The organism is Streptomyces sp. NPDC059740, assembly GCF_042733155.1.
In the GTDB taxonomy this organism is placed as follows: domain Bacteria; phylum Actinomycetota; class Actinomycetes; order Streptomycetales; family Streptomycetaceae; genus Streptomyces.
Genome location: NZ_JBHWGP010000022.1, coordinates 1 through 23,007, shown reverse-complemented (window position 1 = coordinate 23,007; position 23,007 = coordinate 1). Strand labels below are relative to the sequence as shown.

Below are 23,007 nucleotides of genomic sequence, written 5' to 3'. Positions count from 1 at the left end.
GAGGACCCCCTGCGGCTGCGGGTACGAACCGTCCTGCCGGTACGAGTGAGAAGTCCGTGTGACGTGCTCGCGGCCCAGCCGCCCGCGCACGGTCGTCCGGCGCGCCGAGGGCCCGGCGTTGTGCGGGACCTCACCGTGAGCGGGGGAGGGGCTACCTGCCGGCGTCCTCCCGGTACGGGGACGGGCCCCACCGGTGACGAGGAACAGGCTCACCTCCGGCGGCTGACGCGGGCCATGATGCGGGGCGTCAGCAACGTCTCCGGACGGCGGTTGAGCGACAGCACTGCGAAGAAGGCCTCGGAGACCACCGGATCGGTGTTCGCCGCGGCCAGTACCCGGGCCAGGTAGCGCTGCTGCATCCGGTCGAGCCGATTGGGTGCGGGGCCGTCGGTGCTCGGATACCGCGAGTCCTCTCCGGTGGCGATGGCCCAGGCCGCCCTGAGGCACTTCGCCACGGCCTTCTGCAGCTCAGCCGCCCGAGCCGCCGCCCCCTCCGGTTCCTGCGAGGAGATCCTTCTCGCGATCGTCTGCGCCTGCAGTGCCGCGACTGTCATCCCGTGCCCGTAGACCGGGTTGAAGCGGCACAGCGCATCACCCACCACGAGGAGACCACTCGGCCACCGCTCCGCACGCTCGAAATGCGTCCATTCGTTCGCGGTCGCCCGGAAAGCCACTGGGTCGGACAGAGGCTCGGTGCCGGTGAGGGCCTGCGCCAGCTCAGGAGAGCGCAAGGAGGCGGCGAAGGCGAGCCAGGCGTCCGCTTCGACCGGTGGTTGCTGGTCGCCCTGTCCGATGAGCGTGACCAGCCAGCGTTCGCCGTCGACCGGTACGAGCACCCCGCCGCGCGGCACGTCCGGGTTGCCCTGCACGTACACCGCCTTCCAACGATGCGCCCCGGCCGGTGGCCGCCGGTAGTAGCGGGAGGCGTAGCCGAGGTGCGCGTCGATCCGTTCCGTGACCGGCGCGCGGTAGCCAAGTTCGGACAGCCACTGCCCGGAACGGGAACCGCGGCCCGCGGCAACGACCACCAACCCGGCCCGTGCCGTGGACTCCTGACCGCCCTTGCCCCGCTCGCGCAGCCGAACGCCACCCACCCGTCCTGCGCTCCGCCCCGCCACAAGCCCGGTCACCTCGTGCCGGTCCGTCAACGTGATCGTGGGCCGGGCCAGGATCCTGCCCCGCAGCGTCGCCTCCAGCCGCTCGCGCGAGATCGACAGGTAGTGCGATCCCCGCACGCCGCTGAACCAGTCGGCAGCGGAGAGCCAGCGCATGTGCGCGGGGGCTTCGATGACGGTGCCGCCGGCTGCTTCGAGGTCGGCGACGACACCTGGCAGGAGGTGCTCCAGCGCCGTCAGGCCGCGTGACCACAGGACGTGCACATGCCTGGACTGGGGCACGCCTGCACGGAACGCGGGCGGTCCGTCCGGGCATGCGTCCCGCTCGACCACCGTCACACGGCTGAAGCGCTGCCCCAGCACGTGCGCGGTGAGCATGCCCGCCACCCCGGCCCCCACCACCACCGCATGACCCGTCTCCTCGGTCCTCAACGCGCCTCCCCGTTCACCGTCCGGGCGTGCAGGATGGCGCAGACGGCCGACGGCCACCAGGGCGCACGGGGCGGCGCACCGGGGGCCCGGGGCCGGGGCACCGCACCGAACACCTCCAGCGCGCGGCGCACTCCTGGCTGTCCACCGAACGGTGGACGCGAAGTTCAACCGGGTGCCTCTGTCCGGCGACCGGGCCGGTTGGCGAGGCTCTCGGTCATGAGAACGTTCACTGTGCGCATGGCGCGTTGGAGCGCTCGGCATCCCTGGCGGGCCGTCCTCGGCTGGCTCGTGTTCGTGGTGCTGTGCCTCGGGACCGGCAGCGCTGTCGGCACACACAGCGCCACGACGGCCGACTACCGGGTCGGCGAGGCCGGCAGGGCGGAAGCGATGGCCGCCGAGGGACACCTGCAACCCAGACCCACCGAACAGGTGCTGATCTCCGCCCGGTCGGGCCCGCTCGACCGCCCCACAGCCGAAGCAGCCGCTGAGGACCTGGCCGCCCGGATGGCGCGCCTGCCCGAGGTCGCGGGTGTGGCCGATCCGCTCCTGTCGAAGGACCGCAGGACGCTCATGGTCGAGGTGGCGCTGAACGGCGAGGAGCGGGAGGCGAAGGACAAGGTCGACGCGCTGCTCGCACAGACCGAGGCCGTGGGGAAGGCCCGTCCGGCACTGCTGCTGCGGGAGACCGGAAGTCCCTCCATCAGCAAGGGGGTCGACCAGCAGCGCGGCGAGGACCTGGCTCTCTCGGAGGAGATCACGCTCCCGGTCACCCTGGTCACCCTGCTGCTCGTGTTCGGCTCCGTGACCATGGCCGCCGTGCCGCTGCTGCTCGCCCTCTCCTCGATCGCGGCGGCCGTCGGACTCTCGATGGTGGCCTCACACCTCTCGCCCGACGCAGGGGTCGGCACGAACGTCATCCTGATGATCGGTCTCGCCGTGGGCGTCGACTACACGCTCTTCTACCTCAAACGGGAGCGCGAGGAGCGTGCCCGCTCGAACGGCCGGCTCGGGCCCGAAGCCCTCGTGGAACTGGCCGCGGCCACCTCGGGCCGGGCGGTCGTGGTCTCCGGAATCGCCGTCGCGGTCTCCACTGCGACCCTGTACCTCGCCTCCGACGTCATCTTCTCCTCGCTGGCCACCGGCACCATCATCGTCGTCCTGGTCGCGGTTGCCAGCTCCCTGACCGCCCTGCCCGCACTGCTCGTCAAGCTGGGGCATCGGAACGAACGTGCGGCGCAACGCCGTGCCGCCCGCGGGAAGCCGCCCCGCCGGACGCACCGTGATAGCGGCGGTCGCCTGTGGGCCGCGCTCCTGCGGCCGGCGAGCAGGCACCCCCTGGCCACGCTGTGCGTCTCGCTCCTCGGCCTCCTCGCCCTCGTCATCCCGCTCAGCGGCCTGAAGATCACGGAGATGAGCCGGGACACACACTCCCGCGACATCCCCGCCATGCGGGTCTACGACCGGCTCAACGAGGCCTTCCCGGAGCGCAGGGTCACCCATCAGGTCGTCGTACGCGCGGACGCCGCACGCTCCGGGCAGGTGGTGGCTGCCCTGCACGAGTTGGCCCGGCGCACCGGGGCCGACCCGCTCTTCTCCGGCGCCTCCCGCGTCCGGACGTCCGCCGACCACCGCATCGGTGTGCTGGAGCTGAAGGTGCCGTACCTCGGCAACTCCCCTCAGGCCTTCCAGTCCCTCGACCGCCTGCGCGAGCACTACCTGCCCGCAACCGTCGGACGCGTCGCAGGGGCGCAGGCCGCAGTGAGCGGGGACGTGGCCCGGTACGCCGACTACCCCGAGCACCAGAACCGTGAACTGCCCGTCGTGCTCGGGGCGCTGCTGCTCGTGACCTTCGCCATGACCACCTACGCGTTCCGCTCCGTTGCGCTCGGAGTGATCGGCGTCGTGCTGAACCTCCTGTCCGCCGCTGCCGCGCTGGGACTCCTCGTCCTGGTCTTCCAGGGCAGCTGGGCCGAGAAGCTCCTGGACTTCCACTCCACGGGGTCGATCGGGTCGCGCGTCCCGCTGTTCCTCTTCGTGATCCTCTTCGGACTCTCGATGGACTACCAGGTGTTCGTCGTGAGCCGGATCAGGGAGGCAGTGCTCGCGGGCGCATCCACCGCAGAGGCCGTGCTCAGCGGAGTCCGCAGGTCGGCGAGCGTGGTGACGAGCGCCGCAGTGGTGATGACGACCGTGTTCGTCAGCTTCGTCTTCCTCCACATCATCGAGATGAAGCAGATCGGGTTCGTCCTCGCGGCGGCCGTGCTGCTCGACGCCTTCGTCGTCCGGATCCTGGTCCTGCCGTCGGCGATGCTGCTGCTGGGTGAGGGGAGCTGGTGGCCCGGCGGAAGAGGACGGCGCCCCGCCGGGGTATCCGGCCGTACCCGCGACGAGCGACCCGTGGTCGACGTACGTTGATCGGCATGGCTGTTCTCGACGACACCTCCGCCGACGCCTTCTGGGCCACCTCGCTCCGCCGGTGGAACGCGGTGTGCTGGGTGCTGTTCGGTGCCATGGCCGTCGGGCTGGTGACAGCGGCGTCGCCGGAGGCGAGCAAGTACCAGGCGCTGGCGCTGCTCAGCTGCGTGGTGCTCTGCTACGCCGTACTGGAGCGCTTTCCCGGGAACGCCCTCGTACGTCCGCACCTCTACCTCTCGGTGCTCGTACTGGCCCTGGGCGGGCTGGCGTGGGTGGGCAGCAGTTACGCGGCGCTGTTCATGGTGACGCTGCCGCACTACTGGATGTTCGGACGCACCCCCCGGGCCTCGATGGGGTTCCTCGCGCTGGCCACCGTCGCCACCCTGGCCGGGAGCCTGGTGCGCCTGGGCTGGTCGGCGGAGTTCTACGGCGAGACGCTGGTGTCCACGCTGATCGTGGTCGCGGTGGGGGTGCTGATCGGCCTGTGGGCGCACTCGGTCGTCGCGCAGAGCAGTGAACGGGCCCGGTTGATAGCGGAACTGGAGCGGACGCAGACAGAACTCTCCGCTGCACACCAGCGACAGGGCGCGGCGGACGAGCGGGAACGCATGGCCCGCGACATCCACGACACCCTCGCCCAGGGCTTCGTGTCGATCATCGTGCTCGCGGAGGCGGCAAGAGCGGGCCTCCCCACCGACCCGGCACGCAGCGCACAGCAGCTGCGGTCGATCGAGTTCACCGCGCGGGAGAACCTCGCCGAGGCGCGTGAGCTGGTCGCCTCCGCACACCCGGGGCCGGGCGCCACGGCGGCCGGTTCGGTGACCCGGACGCTGCGCCGTACGCTGGACCGCTTCAAGGAGGACACCGGGCTCACCGTGGAGGCCGACCTCGCCGACCTCGCGTGCGACCAGCGGACGCGCATCGCCCTGCTGCGCTGCACGCAGGAGTCGCTGGCCAACGTGCGCAAGCACGCGCACGCGTCCACGGTCGGGGTGGTCCTCGTACGCCGGTCGCACGGGGTGGAGCTGGAGATCACCGACGACGGGACCGGCTTCGTGGTGGAGCAGTCCACCGGATTCGGACTCGACGGCATGCGCAAACGGCTGGCGGAGCTGGGCGGCCGGCTCACCGTCACGAGTTCGGTGGGGGACGGGACACGGGTACTGGCAGTGGTCCCCACGGCGGACGGGGTGGCGGCATGAGCGGAAGGAACGTACGCCTCATCGTGGTGGACGACCACGCGGTGGTACGGGCAGGAGTGGTCGCGCTGCTCGCCTCCGAGGCCGGCGTCGAGATCGTCGGTGAGGCGGACGACGGCCGCGCGGCACTCGAACTCGTCCGGCGGCACGACCCCGACGTGGCCCTCCTCGACCTGCGGATGCCCGGCCTGGACGGCGTGGCGACGACGAGCGAGATCGTCGCCCGGTACCCGCGTACCAGGGTGCTGATCCTGACGACGTACGACACCGACGCGGAAATCGAACGGGGGGTGGAGGCCGGCGCCATCGGCTACCTGCTCAAGGACACCACACGCCGACAGCTCGTCGACGCCGTGCACGCTGCGGCACGCGGCGAGACGGTCCTCGCGCCGCGAGTCGCCGAGAAGCTGGTGGCTCGGATGCGGCGCCCCGTGCAGGACCCGCTGACCGACCGTGAGGTCGACGTCCTCAACGCGGTGGCCGACGGCCTCACCAATGCCGAGATCGGCAGACGTCTCGTCATAGCCGAGGCCACGGTCAAGACACACCTCCTGCGGCTGTTCGCCAAGCTCGATGTGAACGACCGTACGCGGGCGGTGGTGGTGGCCATGGACAGAGGGATCCTGCCACGCCCTTGAGGTGCCCGGGGTGCCTGAGGCGGCTGGGTGGCTGCTGCCGGGCGGGAGTCGGGGCCGGGGTGGTGCGAGGACCGAAGGCGTGAAGAAAACGTGACGTGCTCCGCACAACCAGGTGATCGCCTCGCGGGTCTTCTCCTCGAACCGCGCGGACCACGCGCACCTGGACAGTGGGGAGACCGTGACCACGCCGCACAGCGGTCGGGAGCCGGCATCACCGACCACGCCGACCGAGCCGACCCGCGCCACGGGGCCGGATGCCGCCTCGGAAGCCACCGGACCACTTCCGCCCGAGCCGCCGCCCGCCCGGCCGGCACCTCTCACAGGGGCTCCCGACCTCGCGTCGCCGACGGGGGAGCCGAAGGCGGACGATGTCGGCTCTGACCTGACGGGCACCGCACCCGCCTCGGCTCAGCAGGCTCTTCAGCCGACCTCGGGGCGCCGGCGCGCTCTCGTCCCGGTGGCGGCCGCGGCCGCGCTCGGGGTCCTGGCCGGCGTCTGCACCGGGTACGTCGTGCAGGCCCAGCGACCACCCACCCCCCTCCCGGCACTCGGCCAGAAGTCCCTGGAGCAGGCGTCGGGGCCGGCCCCCAATCACCGGTCCTCCGCTGGGGACCGGCAGGCGAGGACGGAAGGCGACCTGCGGCAGCTGCTGGTGCGCAAGCCGAACGGCGCCACCCCTCTGCCGTGGTTGCCGGACACCGCGCAGTGGCTCTCCCTGGAGGACTACGCCTCGCAGTTCGACGACGCCGGCAGTGCTCTGACCGAGCAGACCGACGCGGAGTTCCGGCGCGCCGCCCAGATCGGCTGGCACCAGACCGGACTCGGCGATGTCCAGATCGCTCTGGTCCAGTACCGCCAGGAACGGACCACGGCCGCCGCCGAGTTCGTGGACCAGGCGAGCCGTGAGACCACCGACAGCCGGCCCACCGGGCAGGCGGCCGTGCCGGGGGCACACGACGGCGGGGCCTACGTCTTCGGCCCCGGCGACTCCCCCTCCAGCAGCGGGTACGCCGTGGCCTGGCGTGGCGACGTCCTGCTCCAGATCTGGGTGGACGGCGATGACAAGAAGATCCCCGTCAAGGCGCTGGCAGACCTGGCGGGACGACAGTGGGAGCGACTGTGACCAGCCCCGCCGAGAGCAATCCGGTACCCGAGGCCGCGGAGGCGGCCGCCACGGCGCCGCGCGGCCGTCTCCGCGGCAGGACCGTCGGCACGGCCGTCCTGACGCTCGCCGTCGTCGCCGGCCTCACCTGCACCGGTGTGACGGTGGCGCACGCCGGTCACACGGCGAAGGGTCCCCGGTGGGTGCTGCCCCGGCCGGCCGGGGCCACCGCACCCGCCCCCGGCCCGACCGGGCGCGGGGACCGCAGTGTCGCCGCTCTGGAGCGCATGCTCCTGCCCTACGACGCCGGACGCCTGGACCGGGGCCCCGACATCAAGGGCTACGGGTCCGACCTTGCCCTCACCGGCGAACAGGCGACGAAGGCCATGCGGAGACAGGCCGCCGACCTCCCGAGAGGCCTGCGCGAACTGGTGGAGAAGCACGCGGAGGACTACGGGTGGAAGGGCCTCGTCGCCCGCAGCTACCTGGCCGGTGCCACCGACGACCGGTTCACCCTCGCACTGACGCTGCAACGCGGGACCTCCGCCGCCGCGATCACGAGGTCGACGACCGGCGTGCTCGACCACGTCCCTGTGCTGCGCCACGCCCGGGTCCCCGGCCATCCCGCCGCCCACTGCTACCTGATGCCGCTGACCGACGGCGAGGACGCGGGAGGGCTCGACGGCATGCTCTGCCTGGCGTACGAGAGAGAGGTCATGGTCAGGGGCGTGTTCGTCGGTGGCCGGCCGCTGGACGCCGACACCGCCACGAGCGTCCTCGCCGAGCAACTGGACCACCTCACCGCGGAAGGGCGGACGATATGAGCGAGGCCCGCACCCCGGTGGCCCGCGAGCCCCGCGACCACGCCGTCGCACCGGCACCGGTACCCATGGGGCCGGACGTAGAGCAGGCGGTCCCCGAGGGCGCCTCTGCCGTGGGGACACCGGGTGTCCCCACGGCGGGTCCGAAACACTGGGGCCCCGTGCTGCGCTGGGGCGTGGCGGCGCTCGTCTTCGCCCTCTTCGCGGGCGGTGGCGCACTGGCGGTGACGCGGCCGGCGCGAACCGACCTGCCCGGGCTCGCCACCGCCCCGGACGGGCGTCTGGACTTTCCCGGACTGAGCCGCCCCGCGCTGCCGGCCGGCCGCCCCGGGCCCTTCGCAGCGACCAACGTGGCCCGGATCCACTACGCCGACCTGCGATCCCTGGTTCTGCCTGCCCCGGCCCACGCCGGCCTCGATCCCGACCTCAAGGGCACCGACGGCTGGCTGCCGCTGTCCACGTACCTCAAGGAGATGGTCCCCGGCGAGCGGGAGCAGGCCGAGTCCGACATCGTCCAGGCGAGCGTGCGGCACCTCGCCGCTCGTGGCTGGACGACGCCGGCGGGAACCCGCACGCGGATCTACCTCCTGCAGCTGCGGACCGCTCCCGCGGCGGAGAACCTGCTGCTGCGGCTGGCGCCGGGCGACCGCCCCCAGTACACGGTCCGCGGTGCGGCAAACGCGGTGTCCGACGTCCGGGGCTTCGCGCGGGTGACACTGGTCCCCGAGGTGTCCCGCACGGTCTACGACGAGGCACACCCCCGGGGCGCCGCACGCGTCCGCCAGGCCTACGTCCAGGCGGGGGATGTGCTGGCGGTCGTGTTGCAGTCGGCCCCGGAGGGCGACCACGGGGCGGAGGTCGCCTTCCAGCAGACGGTGGTCCTCCAGAGCCAACTCCTGGGCTGAGTCCCCCTACCGACCGGCGGGACCGCGGCAGGGCGGGGCGGGTATGCGCGGCTGCACCCGCGGAGAACGGTGCTCGGTGTGGCGGCTTTCGGTGGGGGCGCACTCCCGGCAGTGCGCGCCCCACAGGGCCCCTGCGCGAGTTCCTCGCGCCCTGACGTGCCAGGCCGTACGAGAGCAGTATGGGAATTCACCGACCCGCAGTGCTGCGGGACCGCCGGCTCTCCTGCGCGCCCGTACTGCCGGCAGAGGTTCTGAGGCGCGACCGCAGCACGAACCAGACCGGAAGCAGGCCCTCACGTGCTGAGACACATATCGGCTCCCGTACACCTCAGATCCCGGTTGTCGGCCTTGCTGGTGGCAACCCTTCTTCTGGCGGGATGCGTCGGGTACGCCACGCCGGCCGCCGCCACGACGGCTGGGCTGCTCGACGCGACCTGCACTCCTCCCAGCAGCGCGGTCTCCACCTACAACCCGCCGCTGACCAGCGCCCAGCAGGTCTCCGCAGCGACGATCTCGTACCAACTCGGCCCGTGTGTCTCCGTGTCGCAACCCGGACTGACCTCGGGAACCGCCGACGTCAGCAACCCCCCGCGTCAGCGCAGCTGTCTCGACCTGCTGTCCTCCGGCAGTACGACGATCGTGGTGACCTGGAACACGGGGCAGAAGAGCACCCTGTCGCTGCACTTCAGTACTACTGTCGCCGGCGCTGTGTTGGAGGTGCTCCAGACCGGCACCGTCACCTCGGGCCTGTTCCAGGGCGACACGGTGGTGCTCGACCAGACCGGTCCGGCGGCCAACGTCCTCCTGTGCACGGCCGGCCTGGGGTCCGTCCCCAGTATCGACAGCCTGGTGACCTTGGAGATCACCTCCGTCTGACCCCGCCGAGCGGACCTCTGCCCCCCTCACGCCGACTGCTCCCCTCCTTGCGAGGAGCACACCTCAGCCGGCCTTCACACCTCGCGGCATGACGAGTGGCGAGGCGTGCAGGCCGGCGCTCCGTGGGAGCCGTGCCCACCCCCAGGCCTTGGGCGTGACACAAGGCGAGGTGGGCGGGGAAGCTGCCGGCGAGGAGGCCCTCGGGCAGGGTTTCGACCCTCGACGCGTTTCCCGCCGGGTCCGCAGCTGCGACCGCTTTCCGGGGCGACGAGGGCCACCCCCATCCACTCCAGGAGGGGTGGGGCAGGTCGGCTGCGTCCGGAGACCGGGGAGGTGATCAGCCGGCTACGCCGCGGTCCACCGAGCGGCGCACAGCGCGTGCCTGACGGGCGCCGGTGGCTGCCACCGTTCCGGTTCGTCCGGACCGCCCAGGGGCCGCTTCACGCCGGACACTCGAGTGTCACCGCCGAACGGAAGCAGTCGTTCCGGTTAGCGTGGCGATGGCCGGCAGGGTCCCTGTGCCGTGTGCGTCCGTTCCGGCGGGTGAGGAGGTGCCTGATGGTTGATCCTGCGGACGTGCGTGCGCGCGTGCTGGGGGACCTGGTAGCGGCCAGCCACCTGATGACGTTGGAGCAGATTCCCGCGGCAGTGGTGACGCACGCGGCGAGGGCCGGCTGGTCGGACGTGGCGATCTACCTGGCCGACCTCCAGCAGGAACGGCTGCACCTGCTCACCGGGGGTGACGAGGAGGACCCAGGGACCGACGCCCGGACGCCGGTGGAGTTGCAGGTCGAGGGAACGGTGGCGGGACGGGCCTTCCAGCTGGGTGAGATCTTCCCGGCGTCGGCAGATTCCACGGGCCAGTGGTGGGCCCCGCTCCTGGACGGAACGGAGCGCATCGGCGTGCTCAGGGTCGGGCTGCCGCACACGGAAGCGGAGCCGGACGAGGACGTGGAGAAACTGGCGGGCCTGATCGCTCTTCTCCTGGTCAGCAAGCGCGCCACGAGTGACGCCTACGCCCGGTTGATCCGCCGGCGCCGGATGAAGGTGGCCTCCGAGATGGAGTGGCGCCTGATGCCGCCGCGGACCTTCGCCACCGACCGGCTCCTCATCAGCGCGGTGATGGAACCCGCCTACGAGGTCAGCGGGGACGCCTTCGACTACTCCCTGTCCGGCCAGACGGTCAACCTGGCCGTCTTCGACGCGATGGGCCACGACACGGCCGCCGGACTGACCGCCAACCTCGCCATGGCCACCTGCCGCAACCACCGCTCCCAGGGAGCCGACCTCCTCCAGACGGCGGACGGCATCGAGAAGGCACTGACGGAGCAGTTCCGCTCCACCCGCTACGTCACCGGAATCCTGGCCCGCCTCCACCTGACCACCGGTGCCTTCACCTGGACCAACTTCGGCCACCACCCCCCGGTGATCATCCGGGCGCCCCGCACGGTGGTGCAGCTGGCCTGCCCGCCCGCGCCCCCCATGGGCACCGCCCTGGACCTGCCCGCCACCGTCTGCCGCGACCAGCTCGAACCCGGCGACCGGCTCCTGATCTACACCGACGGCATCACCGAAGCCCGCAACGACGCCGGGCAGGAGTTCGGCCTGCAACGGCTGACGGACTTCCTCATCCGCCACCACACCGACGACCTGCCCGTACCGGAGACGCTGCGCCGGCTGATCCGCCACCACCTGGACTACCACCACGGTCGGCTCAACGACGACGCCACCGTGCTGCTGCTCGAATGGCACGGACCGGCCCCCTACCAGCCGGAGACGATCGAACCCCGGGTCGGTCTGCCGGCTCGGCCTCCGTCGACGCACTGAAGGGCACCGGAGTGCCCACCACGCAGCCGCGCGGAACACCTGGCGCACCCGGTGAGGCGCCGGCCGGTCGTCCGGCCACCGCTCGACGTGCACGGACGCGGGCCTGCGCCGGGAAAAAGGGGGTATCCGCGGGACCGGCACGTTGTCAGTCAGCAGTGGGAGGTCACAGTGTCGTCCACGGACGTCGTCGCACTCATCCTGGAGGACCACCGCCGCATGGAGGATCTCTTCCGTACCATGCGGAACGCGCAGGCCGACCGGTCCGCCGCCCTCGGGGAGTTCGCGCAGTTGCTCATCGCCCACTCCTCGGCCGAGGAGGACGAGGTCTACCCGGCGCTACGGCGCTACAAGAACGTGGACGGCGACGACGTCGACCACAGCGTGCACGAGCACCGGGAGGCGAACGAGGCGCTGCTCGCCCTGCTCGAGGTCGAGGACACCGGCTCCGAGGAGTGGGACGAGAGGCTGGAGGACCTCGTCACCGCGGTCAACCACCACGCGGACGAAGAAGAGCGGACCCTGCTCAACGACGCGCGGGAGAACGTCACCGCCGACCGTCGTTCCCAGCTCGGCCAGGCCTTCCGCACCGCGCGTGCGAAGTACCTGGGCGACGACTGCGGTGACCTCGGCAAGGTGCGGGAACTGGTCGGAGCCGCCGGCAAGTGAGCCGCGCGATCGGCACGCCGGCGTTCACCACGTCCTCCGCCGTCGACACCCGTGCTGCCCGGTGTGTTGCTTCAGCGACGTGCGCCGGCCGCTTCCGGGCGTCGACGGGCCGCGCGTTCGGTCCCGGCCTGCCGCCGATCCGGCGTGGCGAGGCGGCCACAGAAGAGCCGTGCACCCGCCCCGGTGGGGGGGCGGGTGCACGGTCATGGGGCGTACTGCGGCGTCCGGACGCTCTCCCGCACCGCAGGCGGCCCGTCCGGCGAGGCTCAGACCTCGGTGACCTGCCGCTCCGGGACCACCCCGGCCGGCACCGGCGCCGTCTCGCCGCGCTCCTCCGGCGTCTTGAGGTACAGCGTCAGGAACGAGGAGAACACGTACAGCGCGGCGAAGACGATAACCACGCCACCCGGACCGATCGGGCCGAGCAACACGCTGACCAACGCGGGACCGACGAAGGCCGCGCCCCCCGCGCCGAGGTTGAGCAGGGCCATGGCGCCGCCCTTGTTGTCGGGCGCGAGGGCGGGGATGAGGGCCGAGATGGGAACGAACCCGGCCAGCGCGACGCCGTAGAGCATGCCGACCGCGATGGCGACCCAGTAGTGGCTGCCGACGGCCTGGGGCACGAAGTACAGCATCAGCGTGGTCACGGCGCAGCCGAGCCCACCGAACGTGGCGATGGTGCGGCGCCACCCGATGGCGTCACCGATCGCGCCGAAGAGCAGGTTGCACAGCACGTTGGTGCCGTAGATGACGGCGAGCAGCGTCAGCCAGCGGCCCTCACCGAACCCGAGCTGCTTGCCGAAGAAGGTGGGCAGGAAGACCAGGAACCCGAACTCGGGCGCGGTGTTGATCACGCGGACCACACAGCCGACGGCGACCCGGGGATGGGTCCAGGCGATCGAGAGGCTCGACAGCAGGGACTGGACGGGACGTACCCCCGGGGCGGCGAGCCGCTGGAAGCCGGTGCGTTCACGCACGCCCCACAGGCAGATCACACCGCCGAGGGAGATCACGCACAGCGCCACCCAGAGGGTGCCGAACTCGCCGAAGAGGGGGTTGGTGATCCCGGCGACGACCGAGCCGAGGGTGGGCAGCCCGCCGGTGAAGGCGACGTAGAACCATCCGACGGCCTTGCCCATCGTGGCCTGCGGGGCGGTGGCCGTGATCCACACGAGGAAGCCGAAGGCGAAGAACGGGTAGCCGAAGCCGCGCAGTCCGTAGAAGACCAGCATCAACGGGTAGTTGTGCGGGCCGAGGGCGAAGACGAGGAACAGCACGTCGAAGACGACCCAGAAGGCAAGCCCCATGATCATCACCCGGCGCGGTCCCCACAGCTCGGAGAGGGCTCCGGACAGCCATGAGGCGAGCATGACGGTGACGCCGTAGACGGTGATGACGTACGAGGCGTGGATCTCGTTGCCGGCGCCGTGGTCGGCCATGTACGGGGCGATGAAGCCCGATTCGACGCCGTCGCCGACCATGAAGAGCAGTACGCCGATGTACCCGAGCAGCAGTGGCTTGGGGATTCCCAGACGGTCGACGAGCGTGCGGTGCTGTGGGGGAGTGCCGGTGGCCGGAGCGGCCGGCGGAGGTACGGGAGACATGTCGCGGCTCCTTCGGTGCGAGAGCGTCCCTGGGCCCTGCGCATCATTGTTCACGCGAACTTCTCACGCAAGGTGTTACGTACGAGAAGTCTCAGCTCCTTGCCTCTGTGTACAGGGGGTACTTACCGCGTCCCTTTTCGCCATTGATTTGCGGATTTTGCGGCCTATCGGGGTAGCGGTCTGCGTAACAGTGAGGGGTGACAGCGAGGTGGCTTGGGTGTTAAATCAAACAGTGTTGACGCGATGAGGCGCTCAGGAGTGTGAAGTAATGACCACAGCAGCCCACGGCCTGGGCCACCGGTCCGAGACCTTCCGCGAGGACTGGCTCGACGGAATGGCCAATGCCTATGCCAGGACGGTCCGCAGGGTCCCGGGAGCCTCGGGACTCCTCGGCCGTCACGCCCCCCGTCCGGGCAAGGTGTCGGTGGTGATCGGCGGTGGCTCGGGGCACTACCCCGCGTTCGCCGGTCTCGTCGGCACCGGCCTCGCGGACGCCGCGGCGATCGGGGACGTCTTCGCAAGTCCCAGCGCCGAACAGGTCTACCGCACGGCCCGCGCCGCCGACGCGGGAGCCGGAGTCCTGCTGACCTACGGCAACTACGCCGGTGACGTCATGCACTTCGGGCTCGCCGCACGCCGGCTCGCCGCCGACGGGACCGAGACCCGTACCGTGCTCGTCACCGACGACGTCGCCAGTGGCCCGCCCCCCGTGGAGGGCGCACCCGTGGACCCGTCACGCGACCGCCGCGGCGTGGCAGGGGACTTCTTCGTCTTCAAGGTCGCCGGCGCCTCCGCCGAACGCGGTGACGACCTCGCCACGGTGGCGCGGCTGGCAGCCCACGCCAACGCGCACACCCGCACCTTCGGAGTGGCCTTCGCGGGCTGCACCCTCCCGGGCGCCGAGGAGCCCCTGTTCACCGTCGCGCCGGGCACCTGCGAACTCGGCATGGGCATCCACGGGGAACCCGGCCTGCGTACCGGCGGCACTCTCGACCCGGAGGGCCTCGCGGAGGCCCTCGTCGAACAGCTGCTCCCGGACCTGCCGCAGCGCGGCGACGGCCGGGTGGCGGTCCTGCTCAACGGCCTCGGCGCCACCAAGGGCGAGGAACTGTTCGCCGTCTACCGTTTCGTGTGCCGCCGGCTCACCGCCGCGGGACTGCGACCGTTCCTGCCGGAGGTCGGCGAGTTCGTCACCTCCTTCGACATGGCCGGCGTCTCACTGTCCCTCATGGTGCTCGACGACGAACTCGCCGAGCTGTACGCCGCCCCCTGCGACACCCCCGCCTTCCGCAGGCTCCCCGGCGCCGGCGAGGAGAGGTACGCGCTGGCCGAGGCGGAGCAGGGCACCGCACCGGTGCCCGCACCCACCACGGCCCCCGGACCGGACGACGGCGTGGTGACCACCGCACTCCAGGCGTCACTCGACCTCGTCGCCGAACGGGAGGCCGAGCTCGGCCGGCTGGACGCGGTGGCCGGGGACGGTGACCACGGGCGGGGCATCGTGCGCGGCCTGCGGGCCGCGGTGGCCCGGGCACGCGAGGTCGAGTCCGACGCCGACGCCAGTGCCGGATCCACCCTGATGGCCGCGGGCCTGGCTCTCGCCGACGCCTCCGGAGGCGCCTCGGGCGCCCTGTACGGAGCGCTCCTGACGGAGACCGGAGCCTGCCTCACGGGCCTGGAGACGGTGCGACCCGCGGACCTGGCACGGGCGGCACGGTCGGCGCAGGAGACCATCTCCGCCCTGGGCGGCGCCCAGGTGGGGGACAAGACCATGCTGGACGCGCTCGCCCCCTTCGCCGAGGAACTGGCCGCCGCCGACGCGCGCGGCGAGGACCTGGCCGCCGCGTGGGACGCCGCGGCCGCCGCAGCCACCGAGGCAGCGGCCCGCACCGCCGACCTGGTTCCGGTCCGGGGCCGCGCCGCCCGCATGGGCTCCCTCAGCCAGGGCCACCCCGACGCCGGCGCCACCTCCCTGGCCCTGATCCTCAGCGCCGCCGCGACCACCCTGAACCGAGAGCCCGCCACACCATGACCGCCGCCCTTACCGCCGCCAGGCCGCTCGTCGGCGTCTCCCTGAAGCTCTACATGGGAGTGGCCCGCTCGGCGGCCTGGCTGCGCGAGGTCGCGGCGCTCGCGTCCGACCGGGAGGAGCAGCTGAGCCGTCTCGACCTGTTCGTCCTGCCCTCGTTCACCTCCCTGAGCGACGCCGGCCGCCTGCTGCGCGGTACCCGGGTCGGCTTCGGCGGGCAGGACGTCCACTGGGCGGACGAGGGCCCCTGGACCGGTGAGGTCTCCGCACCCCAGCTCGCGGAGACCGGCGCCGCCTACGCCGAGATCGGCCACGCCGAGCGGCGACGCCACTTCGGCGAGAGCGAGGAGGTGACTCGGGCCAAGACCGCCGCCGCCACCCGCGCCGGACTCATCCCCGTCATCTGCGCCGGGGACGACGCCGAACACGACGCGGGGGCCGCCGTGGAGCAGACCCTGCGCCAGGCGCGCGCCGCCCTGGACGGGGCCGCCCCGGGCAGCGAGGTCGTCCTGGCCTACGAACCGGTCTGGGCCATCGGCGCGGAACGCTCAGCCCCTCCCGACCGGGTGCGCGAGGTGACCGCCGCCGTCCGGGACTGCCTCGACGGCTACCCCGTCCACGGCCGGATCCTCTACGGCGGGACGGCCGGCCCCGGCACCTTCACCGAACTGCGCGCACACGGCGCCCCCGTGGACGGACTGTTCCTCGGACGGCGCGCCCACGACCCCACCGGGCTCGGCAAGGTCCTCGACGAGATGGATCCCCCGCCCGGCACCTGCGAACCGGAGGAAGAACGATGACAGCCGCAACCCCCGCCCCGACGGCGGGCACCATCGCGATCGGCGCCGACGAGGTCGGCCTGCCCATGAAGGACGCCCTCGCGGCCCACCTCCGGGCACAGGGCTGGGAGGTCGTGGACTACTCGGCCGCCGCCGACGAGGACTACCCGGACGTGGCCTCCCGGGTCGCCCAGCACGTCGCGGCCGGCACCTTCGCCCGCGCCGTGCTCGTCTGCGGCACCGGCATCGGCATGGCCATCACCGCGAACAAGATCCCCGGGGTGCGGGCCGCGCAGATCCCCGACACCTACAGCGCCGAGCGCGCCCGCAAGTCCAACGACGCACAGATCGCCTGCTTCGGCGAGCGGACCATGGGCCTGGAGAGCGCCAAGCAGTGCCTGGAGCACTGGCTGGGCTCGGAGTTCGCCGGCGGCGGGTCCGCCCCGAAGGTCGAGAAGATCAAGCAGGTGGAGTCCCGCTTCCTCGGCGCCGCCTGAACCCGGCAGCGCCTCAGCCACGCCCCCGCCTCGCGAGAACCGGACAAGAAAGTCAGGAGCAATCCCATGCGTGCCGTAGTCATCGAGTCCCCCAAGCAGCTCCACGTGACCACCCTCCCCGACCCCACGCCGGGCCCCGGTGACGTCGTCGTGCGCGTCGCCGGAGTCGGCCTGTGCGGCACCGACGTGCACATGCTGGCGGGCGAGTTCGGCCCCACCGTCTACCCCGTCGTCCCCGGTCACGAGTTCTCCGGTGAGATCGTCGCGGTCGGCTCCGAGGTGCAGGGATACGCGGAGGGCGACCGCGTTGCCGCCGACCCCGCCGTGTACTGCGGCTCCTGCCACTTCTGCGCGATAGGCCGCGGCAACCTCTGCGAGAAGTGGGGCACCATCGGCATCACCATGGACGGTGCCTGCGCCGAGTACGTGAAGGTCCCGGCCGCCAACCTCTACCGGCTCCCGCAGGGCGTGGACCTGGGACACGCCCCGCTCATCGAGCCGCTGTCCACCATCGTGCACGGCCTGGACGTGGTGGCACCGTCCGTGGGCGACCACTTCCTCATCTACGGCGCGGGCACCATGGGCCTGCTCTACCTCCAGACGGCGCGCCGCAACGGAGCCGCCTCGGTCTCCGTCGTCGACCTCAACGCCGACCGCCTCGCGGTCGCCGAGCAGCTCGGCGCCGACCACGTGGCCACCAGCGCCGACGAACTGGACCGGGTGACGACCGGCTGGGAGGTCGTGGTCGACTGCACCGGCGCGGTGCCGGCGATCGAGGACGCCTTCACCCGGGTGCGCAGGGGCGGCACCTTCCAGCAGTTCGGCTGCGCCCCCGACCAGGAGCAGGCCAGGTTCTCCCCGTTCCGCATCTACAACGACGAGATCCGCATCGTGGGCAGCATGGCGATCCTGCACTCCTACGGCCGGGCCCTCGACCTGCTGGCCAAGGGCTGGATCGACTCCGACACCATGATCACGCACCGGTTCGGCCTGGACGAGTACCAGAAGGCGCTCGACACCTTCTCGCAGGGCACCGGCCGGAAGATCCAGATCGTGCCGAGTCTGGCCCCCGGCGCCTGACACCCCGCGGCCCACCCGAGGCCGCCCGGCCGTCGCGCCGGGCAGCCTCGGGGAAGCCGTGCACACCCCATGCCGCCGGCCGGGGACCAGCCGGCGGTGCACCACCGAAGCAACGGGCCGCCGAGCCCGGCAGGACCTGCAAAGGACGTCCTAGACTCGGTTGACCGGCAGGGCAGCCCCGGTGTGACGGAAGGTTTGGAGCATTGACCGAGAACGGTGGCAAGGCGAGCCCCAGAGCGCGGCGGCGGAGCATCGCCGACCGGGTCCTGAAGGAGGGCCAGGTCACCATCGAGGAGTTGGTGGCCGAGTACGGCGTGAGCCAGATGACCGTCCACCGCGACCTCGACGAACTGGAACGTCAGGGCTGGCTGCGAAAGGTCCGTGGCGGCGCCACCGCCGCCCCCAGCGCGCTCTTCGAGTCCAACGCACGCTGGCGCAGCGGAGCGATGCCCCGCGAGAAGCGCGAGATCTGCGCGGCGGCCCTCGCCACGGCCGAGCCCGGGCAGGCGGTCGTCGTGGACGACTCCAGCACCGCGGTGCCGTTCGCCCGCGGGCTGGCCGAACGCGGCACCTTCACCGTCATCACCAACTCCCTGCAGGTCATCAACGAGCTCGCCGACGAGCCGGAGATCCAGGTGATCGGCCTGGGCGGGGTCTACCACTCGTCGTTCAACGCCTTCGTCGGCATGTTCACCGCCGACATGGCACGCTCCCTGCGCGCCGACGTGGCGTACATCTCCGCCTCCGCCGTGGACAACGGCCACTGCTACCACCAGTCGCAGGAGGAGGTCCTGGTCAAGCGCGCCCTGCTGGGGGCCGCCCGGAAGCGGGTGCTGCTGGTCGACCACTCGAAGTTCGGCCGGCAGGCGCTGTACCAGCTCGCCCCCCTCACCGAGTTCGACCTGGTCATCTCCGACGAAGGCCTCCCCGAACCCCAGCGTGAGGAACTGCGCGCACTGGGGGTGCGCCTGGAACTGGCGCCCCGGGAGTAGTCGAGGCAGAGCCGGGCGGGGTACGCAGCCCGAAAGCGCCTCGGAGGTGGGCGCTGTCGGCCGAGTACCGGGTGCCCCCACCGCACCGCCACTCTCCGAGGGAGCGGCGGGAGCACCACCTGCTCACCAGCGCGGGCCACGAGCACCGGCCGGAAGAAGCCGGTCTCCTGCGGCATCCGCCACACCGGTCGACGGACCCGGAGCCGGCGGTGGGGGCGGCCGGCCGGCCCTGGCCGAGTGCCCGGTGGGTGGCCCGGCACGGTCCGGTGTCGTGGACGGTGGCGATGCTGCTGCGGTTCAGGCGGGAGTCCCGGGCTCCGGGGGGGGACCGCTCGGCGGCCTTCGGGCGCGAGGTGCAACGACGTCCGGATCGGCGGTGGTCGGTGCCGCCCTTCCGAGGTTCCGGACTTCCGGCCTCCGGGGTCTGCGGACAGCCTCACGGCGCGGTCTCCATCACCTCGCGAGCGCGCCGGGCGAACTTCTCCCGGCTCACCTCCACGGCGTCCACCGCGCGTTCGAGACCGGTGCGGTACCCGCCGTCCGGCACCTCCTCCCGGAGCACGAGCTCGAGGTACGTCCGCAGGGACCGTACGTCCGACCACACGTTCACAGCCTCCACGGCGACGGCCTCCGGTCCCATGAGGTCGAGCCGTGCCTGTGCCTGGTAGAGGGTGTGCACCGCGGTACCGAGTTCCTCGACGGCCTCGTGCAACACCTCGGCCGGGGGCGGGACGTCCCGGACGGCTGCCGGTACGCCGTCCTGGTGGGCGATGCGGTGCAGCACGGCGTCGACCGGCTCCGCGGCCTCCATGAAGGCGAGGTACACCTCGCGGCGTTCGCTCCTCAGCTCCCGACCGTGAGCGGCCGTCCCCTGGTCGCGAGCCAGACGCCGAGCCGCCGCGGACGTCAGCCACGAGGTGCACAGAGTGCCGAGCACGCCCACTCCGGCCCCCGCGAGGGCCGCCCATCCCTGGTCCATGCGTCCATCCTTCTGCGACGGGCCGCCGCGCGAGGCCCTTTCCCCGGATCCGGCGGCTTCTCGGGATGTCCGGTCCGGAGGGTCACGGTTCGCGGAGCCGGAGGACGGCCAAGGCCACGCCGAGTGGCGGCGGGCACGCCAAGGGCTGTCCCGTGGTCCCCGGCGGGCTCCCGGCGCCCGGCACGGCGCCTCGCCGCGTAGTCGAATCGCCCGAACACCACCGAGTATGCGGGCGGCTCTCCGCCGCGCGCTGCACCGCACCGGACGCCGCTCGCTGATCCTCCGGGGATCACGGGACAGCCCTTGGGGGTCCTTGCCATATGAGCGTCCGATGAGGTCGCGTGGTCCGGTGCCGTGCATCGCAAGGCGCCGGAGAGTCCTCGTAGCGGAGCTACCAGGGCTTTTCGGCAACGCCGCGAGGTGCGGTGCCAGACCACGCGGCCCGGGCGGGCATATGGCAAGGACCCCTTAGACTCGGGGGAGTCGTCCGCACTCCACCCGAGGGCGACAGGTGTCCCGGCTTGGAGGGCGAGCAGGTGACCGCTACCTCAGCACACCCGTCGGGCGACCCGGCAGAGCGGTTCGCCTCCGACTTACGGGCCCTTCGCAACTCGGCAGGCGGCCCGACCTACCGTCAGATGGCTGCACGTACGGGCCAGTCGTCCAGTGCGTTGTCCGCGGCCGCCCAGGGCGGAGAGCTGCCCCCTCTGGAAGTCGCTCTGGCCTACGCCGAAGCATGCGGCGGAGACCGCGCCGAATGGGAGGGACGGTGGCGAGCGGCGGCCGAACTCGTCGAGCCACCGGACAAGCCACCGGACACGCCACCGGACATAACGCCGACACCGCATCGGCGATGGCTGGTCGCTGCCGTTGCCGGCGCTGCCGCGCTCGTGCTGGTGGTCGGCGGAGCCCTTCTCGCGAGTCGGCCGGCGGACAAGGCGCCGCCTCCGGGCGCTGCCGAGGCCGCCCGCTTCTTCGCCGCCGCCGACGTCTTCAACCAGCGGCATCCGCATTCTCACCTGGCGCGCGACTCCGCGGAGCTGGTGGACGACCTGCTCGCCCCGGGCCGGGCGCAGTTGTCCACCGGCACGGCCGGCTTTCCGGTGTACCGGGCCACCTCGAAGACCCCGACCTACGAGATCACCCCGCGTTCACACACCGGCAGTTGGGGGCCCGACCCGTTCGAAGGAATCGGTTTCCCCTGGGACGCGTCGTGGAAGGTGCCGAAGCGCGAATGGACGGTGGTGCTCGCACCGAACGGTCGGGCGATGGAATGCTGGCGGATCAAGATGTCAGCCAACAAGCCGAGTTGTGAGTGGGGAGCCGTGACCGACACCCGCCGCGCATCGCTCACCAGGAAGGGCCAGGCCACCGGCAGTGGCTTTTCCCGTCTCGCCGGAATGATCACCCGCGCGGACTGGAAGGCCGGCCGTATCGAGCACGCCCTGAGCTTCGGCGCCCCCGACAACAACAGCCAGTACGTCTTCCCGGCGGTGAGAAGTGACGGGCGGGATACAGGCCGTTGGCGCGAGGGCCAGTTCATCTGGCTGGACCCCGCGTACGACATCGACGCCGACACCACGCTCAAGCCGTACGAGCGGATGGTCGCGAAGGCACTGCAGAACTACGGTGCTTTCGACGTCAAGAACGCCGAGAGTTTCAGCTTCATGTCCGAGTACGGATCGAAGCCGCCAGGCGACACCACTGACACCTACGCACCCCTCACCGACATCAAGTTCGCGAAGTACCTGCGGGTCGGAACGGTCTCGCCTGCTTCGTAGGCGAGCGCCACCGGGACAGATGCCACGGCCGGCGCTGATCGGTGAAGAGCCCTCGGAGCGGACCTGACCACTTCGGCGCGGCTGCACGGCACCGCCATCGCCTCGGTCACCACGGACTCGCCCGCCTGATCCGGGCCCGACCTGGCCTCGCTACACCGAGACGGCTCCGCTGCGCGCAGGGATTGCGGCAGCCGGCAAGGCTGAACCCGGTCCGGGTCGCGTACGCGGGGTGTTGCCTGGGCATGCTCCGCCCCTGCATGCGCAGCGCCCTCCGCACGGCCGGTACAACCGACTGGGCTGCGGCGGCCATCAGATGCCGGCGCTGGTTCGCACCTGGCGCACCTCCGCGTGTCCACCCGGTCGCCGTCCGGCGGTTCGCGCACTGCGACGCCGACGGCCACGGCACCATGACGATCTACTACTACGGAGTCCGGGAGACAGGTGAGGCACGGCGTCCTCCGCTGATCGCCGCCCATCCGGCTCTTCTCCTGGGCGCGCACAGCAGAGCACCGGACGCCGGGCCCGTACCTGAGGTTTCGGACACGGTCCTTGAACGGCGGCTCCTCGGCTCCCTCCGGGGAGTCACCCTCACGCTGGGCGGAGTCGCAGATCCCTGCCGCTCATGCACCGGTCTGCCGGCTGTCACTGTTCGGCGGCCATGGAGTCCAGGGTCTCCCGCATCATCTGATCGATGACTCCGGGCCGTCCGGCCAGGGAATCGAAGAGGTCTGCGAGGAGCCACAGCACGAAGCCGTGTACCAGAGCCTCCTGCGGCGGAATCTCTCCGAACCGGTCGCGCCACGCCACGGTGTCCATGCCCATCGCAGCGGCCATGAGAACGCCGGTGGCCATCGGCACCTGAGCCGGGTCGGCGGTCTTGAAGGCGGGGAGCTTACGGATCACAGCAGGAATCAGATCGCTGAGCGGATCGAGCCGGTCCTGGCCGCCGGGCTGCTCGGCGATCAGGTAACCGGTCAGGACACCCACCAGGAAAACGGTGCCCCGGGACACCTCCTCGCGCCCGTAGGTCTCCACAGCACCCTCGATGCGCTGCCGCGCCTCCTGGCGCTCTTCCGCGGAAGTCCGTTGTTCCAGGACCCGGTACGAGTCCCACGCCGCACGGATCGCCTCATCCGCGACTACACCGTCACTGGTCATAGGACGACCCTAAGGGCCAAGGCCGTGAAGTTAAGGCCTGTTCGTTGGTGTCAAGATCTTGATGTCGAGGGTGGCTATGTAGGTATGTCGGTCGACTTTGAGGCTTTTGTAT

General features: G+C 71.6%; 19 protein-coding genes. 15 read left to right on the top strand and 4 right to left on the bottom strand.

Annotated features, from left to right (window positions below):
- Window positions 1-209: 209 nt before the first annotated feature.
- Complete coding sequence (locus ACFV3R_RS22800; RefSeq protein ID WP_385586038.1) at window positions 210-1,547, bottom strand: FAD-dependent oxidoreductase; 1,338 nt, start codon at window positions 1,545-1,547, stop codon at window positions 210-212.
- Window positions 1,548-1,763: 216 nt separating this feature from the next.
- Here ACFV3R_RS22800 and ACFV3R_RS22795 point away from each other — a divergent pair, with 216 nt between their 5' ends.
- The 9 genes from ACFV3R_RS22795 to ACFV3R_RS22755 all read left to right on the top strand — a co-directional run bounded on the left by ACFV3R_RS22795 (window position 1,764) and on the right by ACFV3R_RS22755 (window position 11,996).
- Complete coding sequence (locus ACFV3R_RS22795) at window positions 1,764-3,962, top strand: MMPL family transporter (protein WP_385586035.1); 2,199 nt, start codon at window positions 1,764-1,766, stop codon at window positions 3,960-3,962.
- Window positions 3,963-3,967: 5 nt separating this feature from the next.
- On the top strand, window positions 3,968-5,164 hold the full coding sequence (locus ACFV3R_RS22790; protein ID WP_385586032.1) for a sensor histidine kinase: 1,197 nt from the start codon (window positions 3,968-3,970) through the stop codon (window positions 5,162-5,164).
- A complete protein-coding gene (locus ACFV3R_RS22785) occupies window positions 5,161-5,799 on the top strand; it encodes a response regulator (RefSeq protein ID WP_385586029.1) in 639 nt (212 codons plus the stop codon). The genes ACFV3R_RS22790 and ACFV3R_RS22785 overlap by 4 nt, the downstream gene beginning before the upstream one ends.
- Before the next feature lie 457 nt (window positions 5,800-6,256).
- The gene (locus tag ACFV3R_RS22780) at window positions 6,257-6,922 is read left to right on the top strand and encodes a hypothetical protein (protein ID WP_385586026.1); all 666 of its coding nucleotides are present in this window, start codon (window positions 6,257-6,259) and stop codon (window positions 6,920-6,922) included.
- Window positions 6,919-7,725: a hypothetical protein gene (locus ACFV3R_RS22775; protein WP_385586023.1), complete on the top strand. Its 807-nt coding sequence runs from the start codon at window positions 6,919-6,921 to the stop codon at window positions 7,723-7,725. Before ACFV3R_RS22780 ends, ACFV3R_RS22775 begins: the two co-directional genes overlap by 4 nt.
- Window positions 7,722-8,627: a hypothetical protein gene (locus ACFV3R_RS22770; RefSeq protein ID WP_385586021.1), complete on the top strand. Its 906-nt coding sequence runs from the start codon at window positions 7,722-7,724 to the stop codon at window positions 8,625-8,627. The genes ACFV3R_RS22775 and ACFV3R_RS22770 overlap by 4 nt, the downstream gene beginning before the upstream one ends.
- Window positions 8,628-8,981: 354 nt before the next feature.
- The gene (locus ACFV3R_RS22765; RefSeq protein ID WP_385586018.1) at window positions 8,982-9,503 is read left to right on the top strand and encodes a hypothetical protein; all 522 of its coding nucleotides are present in this window, start codon (window positions 8,982-8,984) and stop codon (window positions 9,501-9,503) included.
- 558 nt (window positions 9,504-10,061) lie between these two features.
- Window positions 10,062-11,330 carry a PP2C family protein-serine/threonine phosphatase gene (locus tag ACFV3R_RS22760; RefSeq protein ID WP_385586015.1) on the top strand — a complete coding sequence of 423 codons (1,269 nt, stop codon included), beginning with the start codon at window positions 10,062-10,064 and terminating at the stop codon, window positions 11,328-11,330.
- A gap of 168 nt (window positions 11,331-11,498) precedes the next feature.
- Window positions 11,499-11,996, top strand: coding sequence for a hemerythrin domain-containing protein (locus tag ACFV3R_RS22755; RefSeq protein ID WP_385586012.1), 498 nt, complete (start codon window positions 11,499-11,501; stop codon window positions 11,994-11,996).
- A gap of 266 nt (window positions 11,997-12,262) precedes the next feature.
- Here ACFV3R_RS22755 and ACFV3R_RS22750 read toward each other — a convergent pair whose 3' ends face one another.
- The gene (locus tag ACFV3R_RS22750; RefSeq protein WP_385586009.1) at window positions 12,263-13,600 is read right to left on the bottom strand and encodes an MFS transporter; all 1,338 of its coding nucleotides are present in this window, start codon (window positions 13,598-13,600) and stop codon (window positions 12,263-12,265) included.
- A 268-nt stretch (window positions 13,601-13,868) separates the two neighbouring features.
- Here ACFV3R_RS22750 and ACFV3R_RS22745 point away from each other — a divergent pair, with 268 nt between their 5' ends.
- The 5 genes from ACFV3R_RS22745 (at window position 13,869) to ACFV3R_RS22725 (ending at window position 18,977) form a co-directional block, all read left to right on the top strand.
- The gene (locus tag ACFV3R_RS22745; RefSeq protein WP_385586007.1) at window positions 13,869-15,632 is read left to right on the top strand and encodes a dihydroxyacetone kinase family protein; all 1,764 of its coding nucleotides are present in this window, start codon (window positions 13,869-13,871) and stop codon (window positions 15,630-15,632) included.
- A complete protein-coding gene (locus ACFV3R_RS22740) occupies window positions 15,629-16,429 on the top strand; it encodes a triose-phosphate isomerase family protein (RefSeq protein WP_385586004.1) in 801 nt (266 codons plus the stop codon). Before ACFV3R_RS22745 ends, ACFV3R_RS22740 begins: the two co-directional genes overlap by 4 nt.
- Entirely contained in the window at window positions 16,426-16,905 is a 480-nt protein-coding gene (locus tag ACFV3R_RS22735) for an RpiB/LacA/LacB family sugar-phosphate isomerase (protein WP_385586001.1), read from the top strand. The genes ACFV3R_RS22740 and ACFV3R_RS22735 overlap by 4 nt, the downstream gene beginning before the upstream one ends.
- Window positions 16,906-16,971: 66 nt before the next feature.
- Window positions 16,972-17,985, top strand: coding sequence for a zinc-dependent alcohol dehydrogenase family protein (locus ACFV3R_RS22730; RefSeq protein ID WP_385585998.1), 1,014 nt, complete (start codon window positions 16,972-16,974; stop codon window positions 17,983-17,985).
- 203 nt (window positions 17,986-18,188) lie between these two features.
- A complete protein-coding gene (locus ACFV3R_RS22725) occupies window positions 18,189-18,977 on the top strand; it encodes a DeoR/GlpR family DNA-binding transcription regulator (protein ID WP_385585996.1) in 789 nt (262 codons plus the stop codon).
- 436 nt (window positions 18,978-19,413) lie between these two features.
- Here the strand turns inward: ACFV3R_RS22725 and ACFV3R_RS22720 are convergent, their stop codons facing one another.
- Window positions 19,414-19,956, bottom strand: a complete 543-nt coding sequence (locus tag ACFV3R_RS22720; protein ID WP_385585993.1) for a hypothetical protein — start codon at window positions 19,954-19,956, stop codon at window positions 19,414-19,416.
- A 536-nt stretch (window positions 19,957-20,492) separates the two neighbouring features.
- On the opposite strand from ACFV3R_RS22720, the gene ACFV3R_RS22715 reads away from it, so the two are divergent.
- Window positions 20,493-21,737 (top strand): helix-turn-helix domain-containing protein, encoded by a 1,245-nt coding sequence (locus ACFV3R_RS22715; RefSeq protein WP_385586257.1) that lies wholly within the window; start codon window positions 20,493-20,495, stop codon window positions 21,735-21,737.
- A gap of 642 nt (window positions 21,738-22,379) precedes the next feature.
- Here ACFV3R_RS22715 and ACFV3R_RS22710 read toward each other — a convergent pair.
- A complete protein-coding gene (locus tag ACFV3R_RS22710) occupies window positions 22,380-22,895 on the bottom strand; it encodes a hypothetical protein (protein WP_385585990.1) in 516 nt (171 codons plus the stop codon).
- Window positions 22,896-23,007 lie beyond the last annotated feature (112 nt).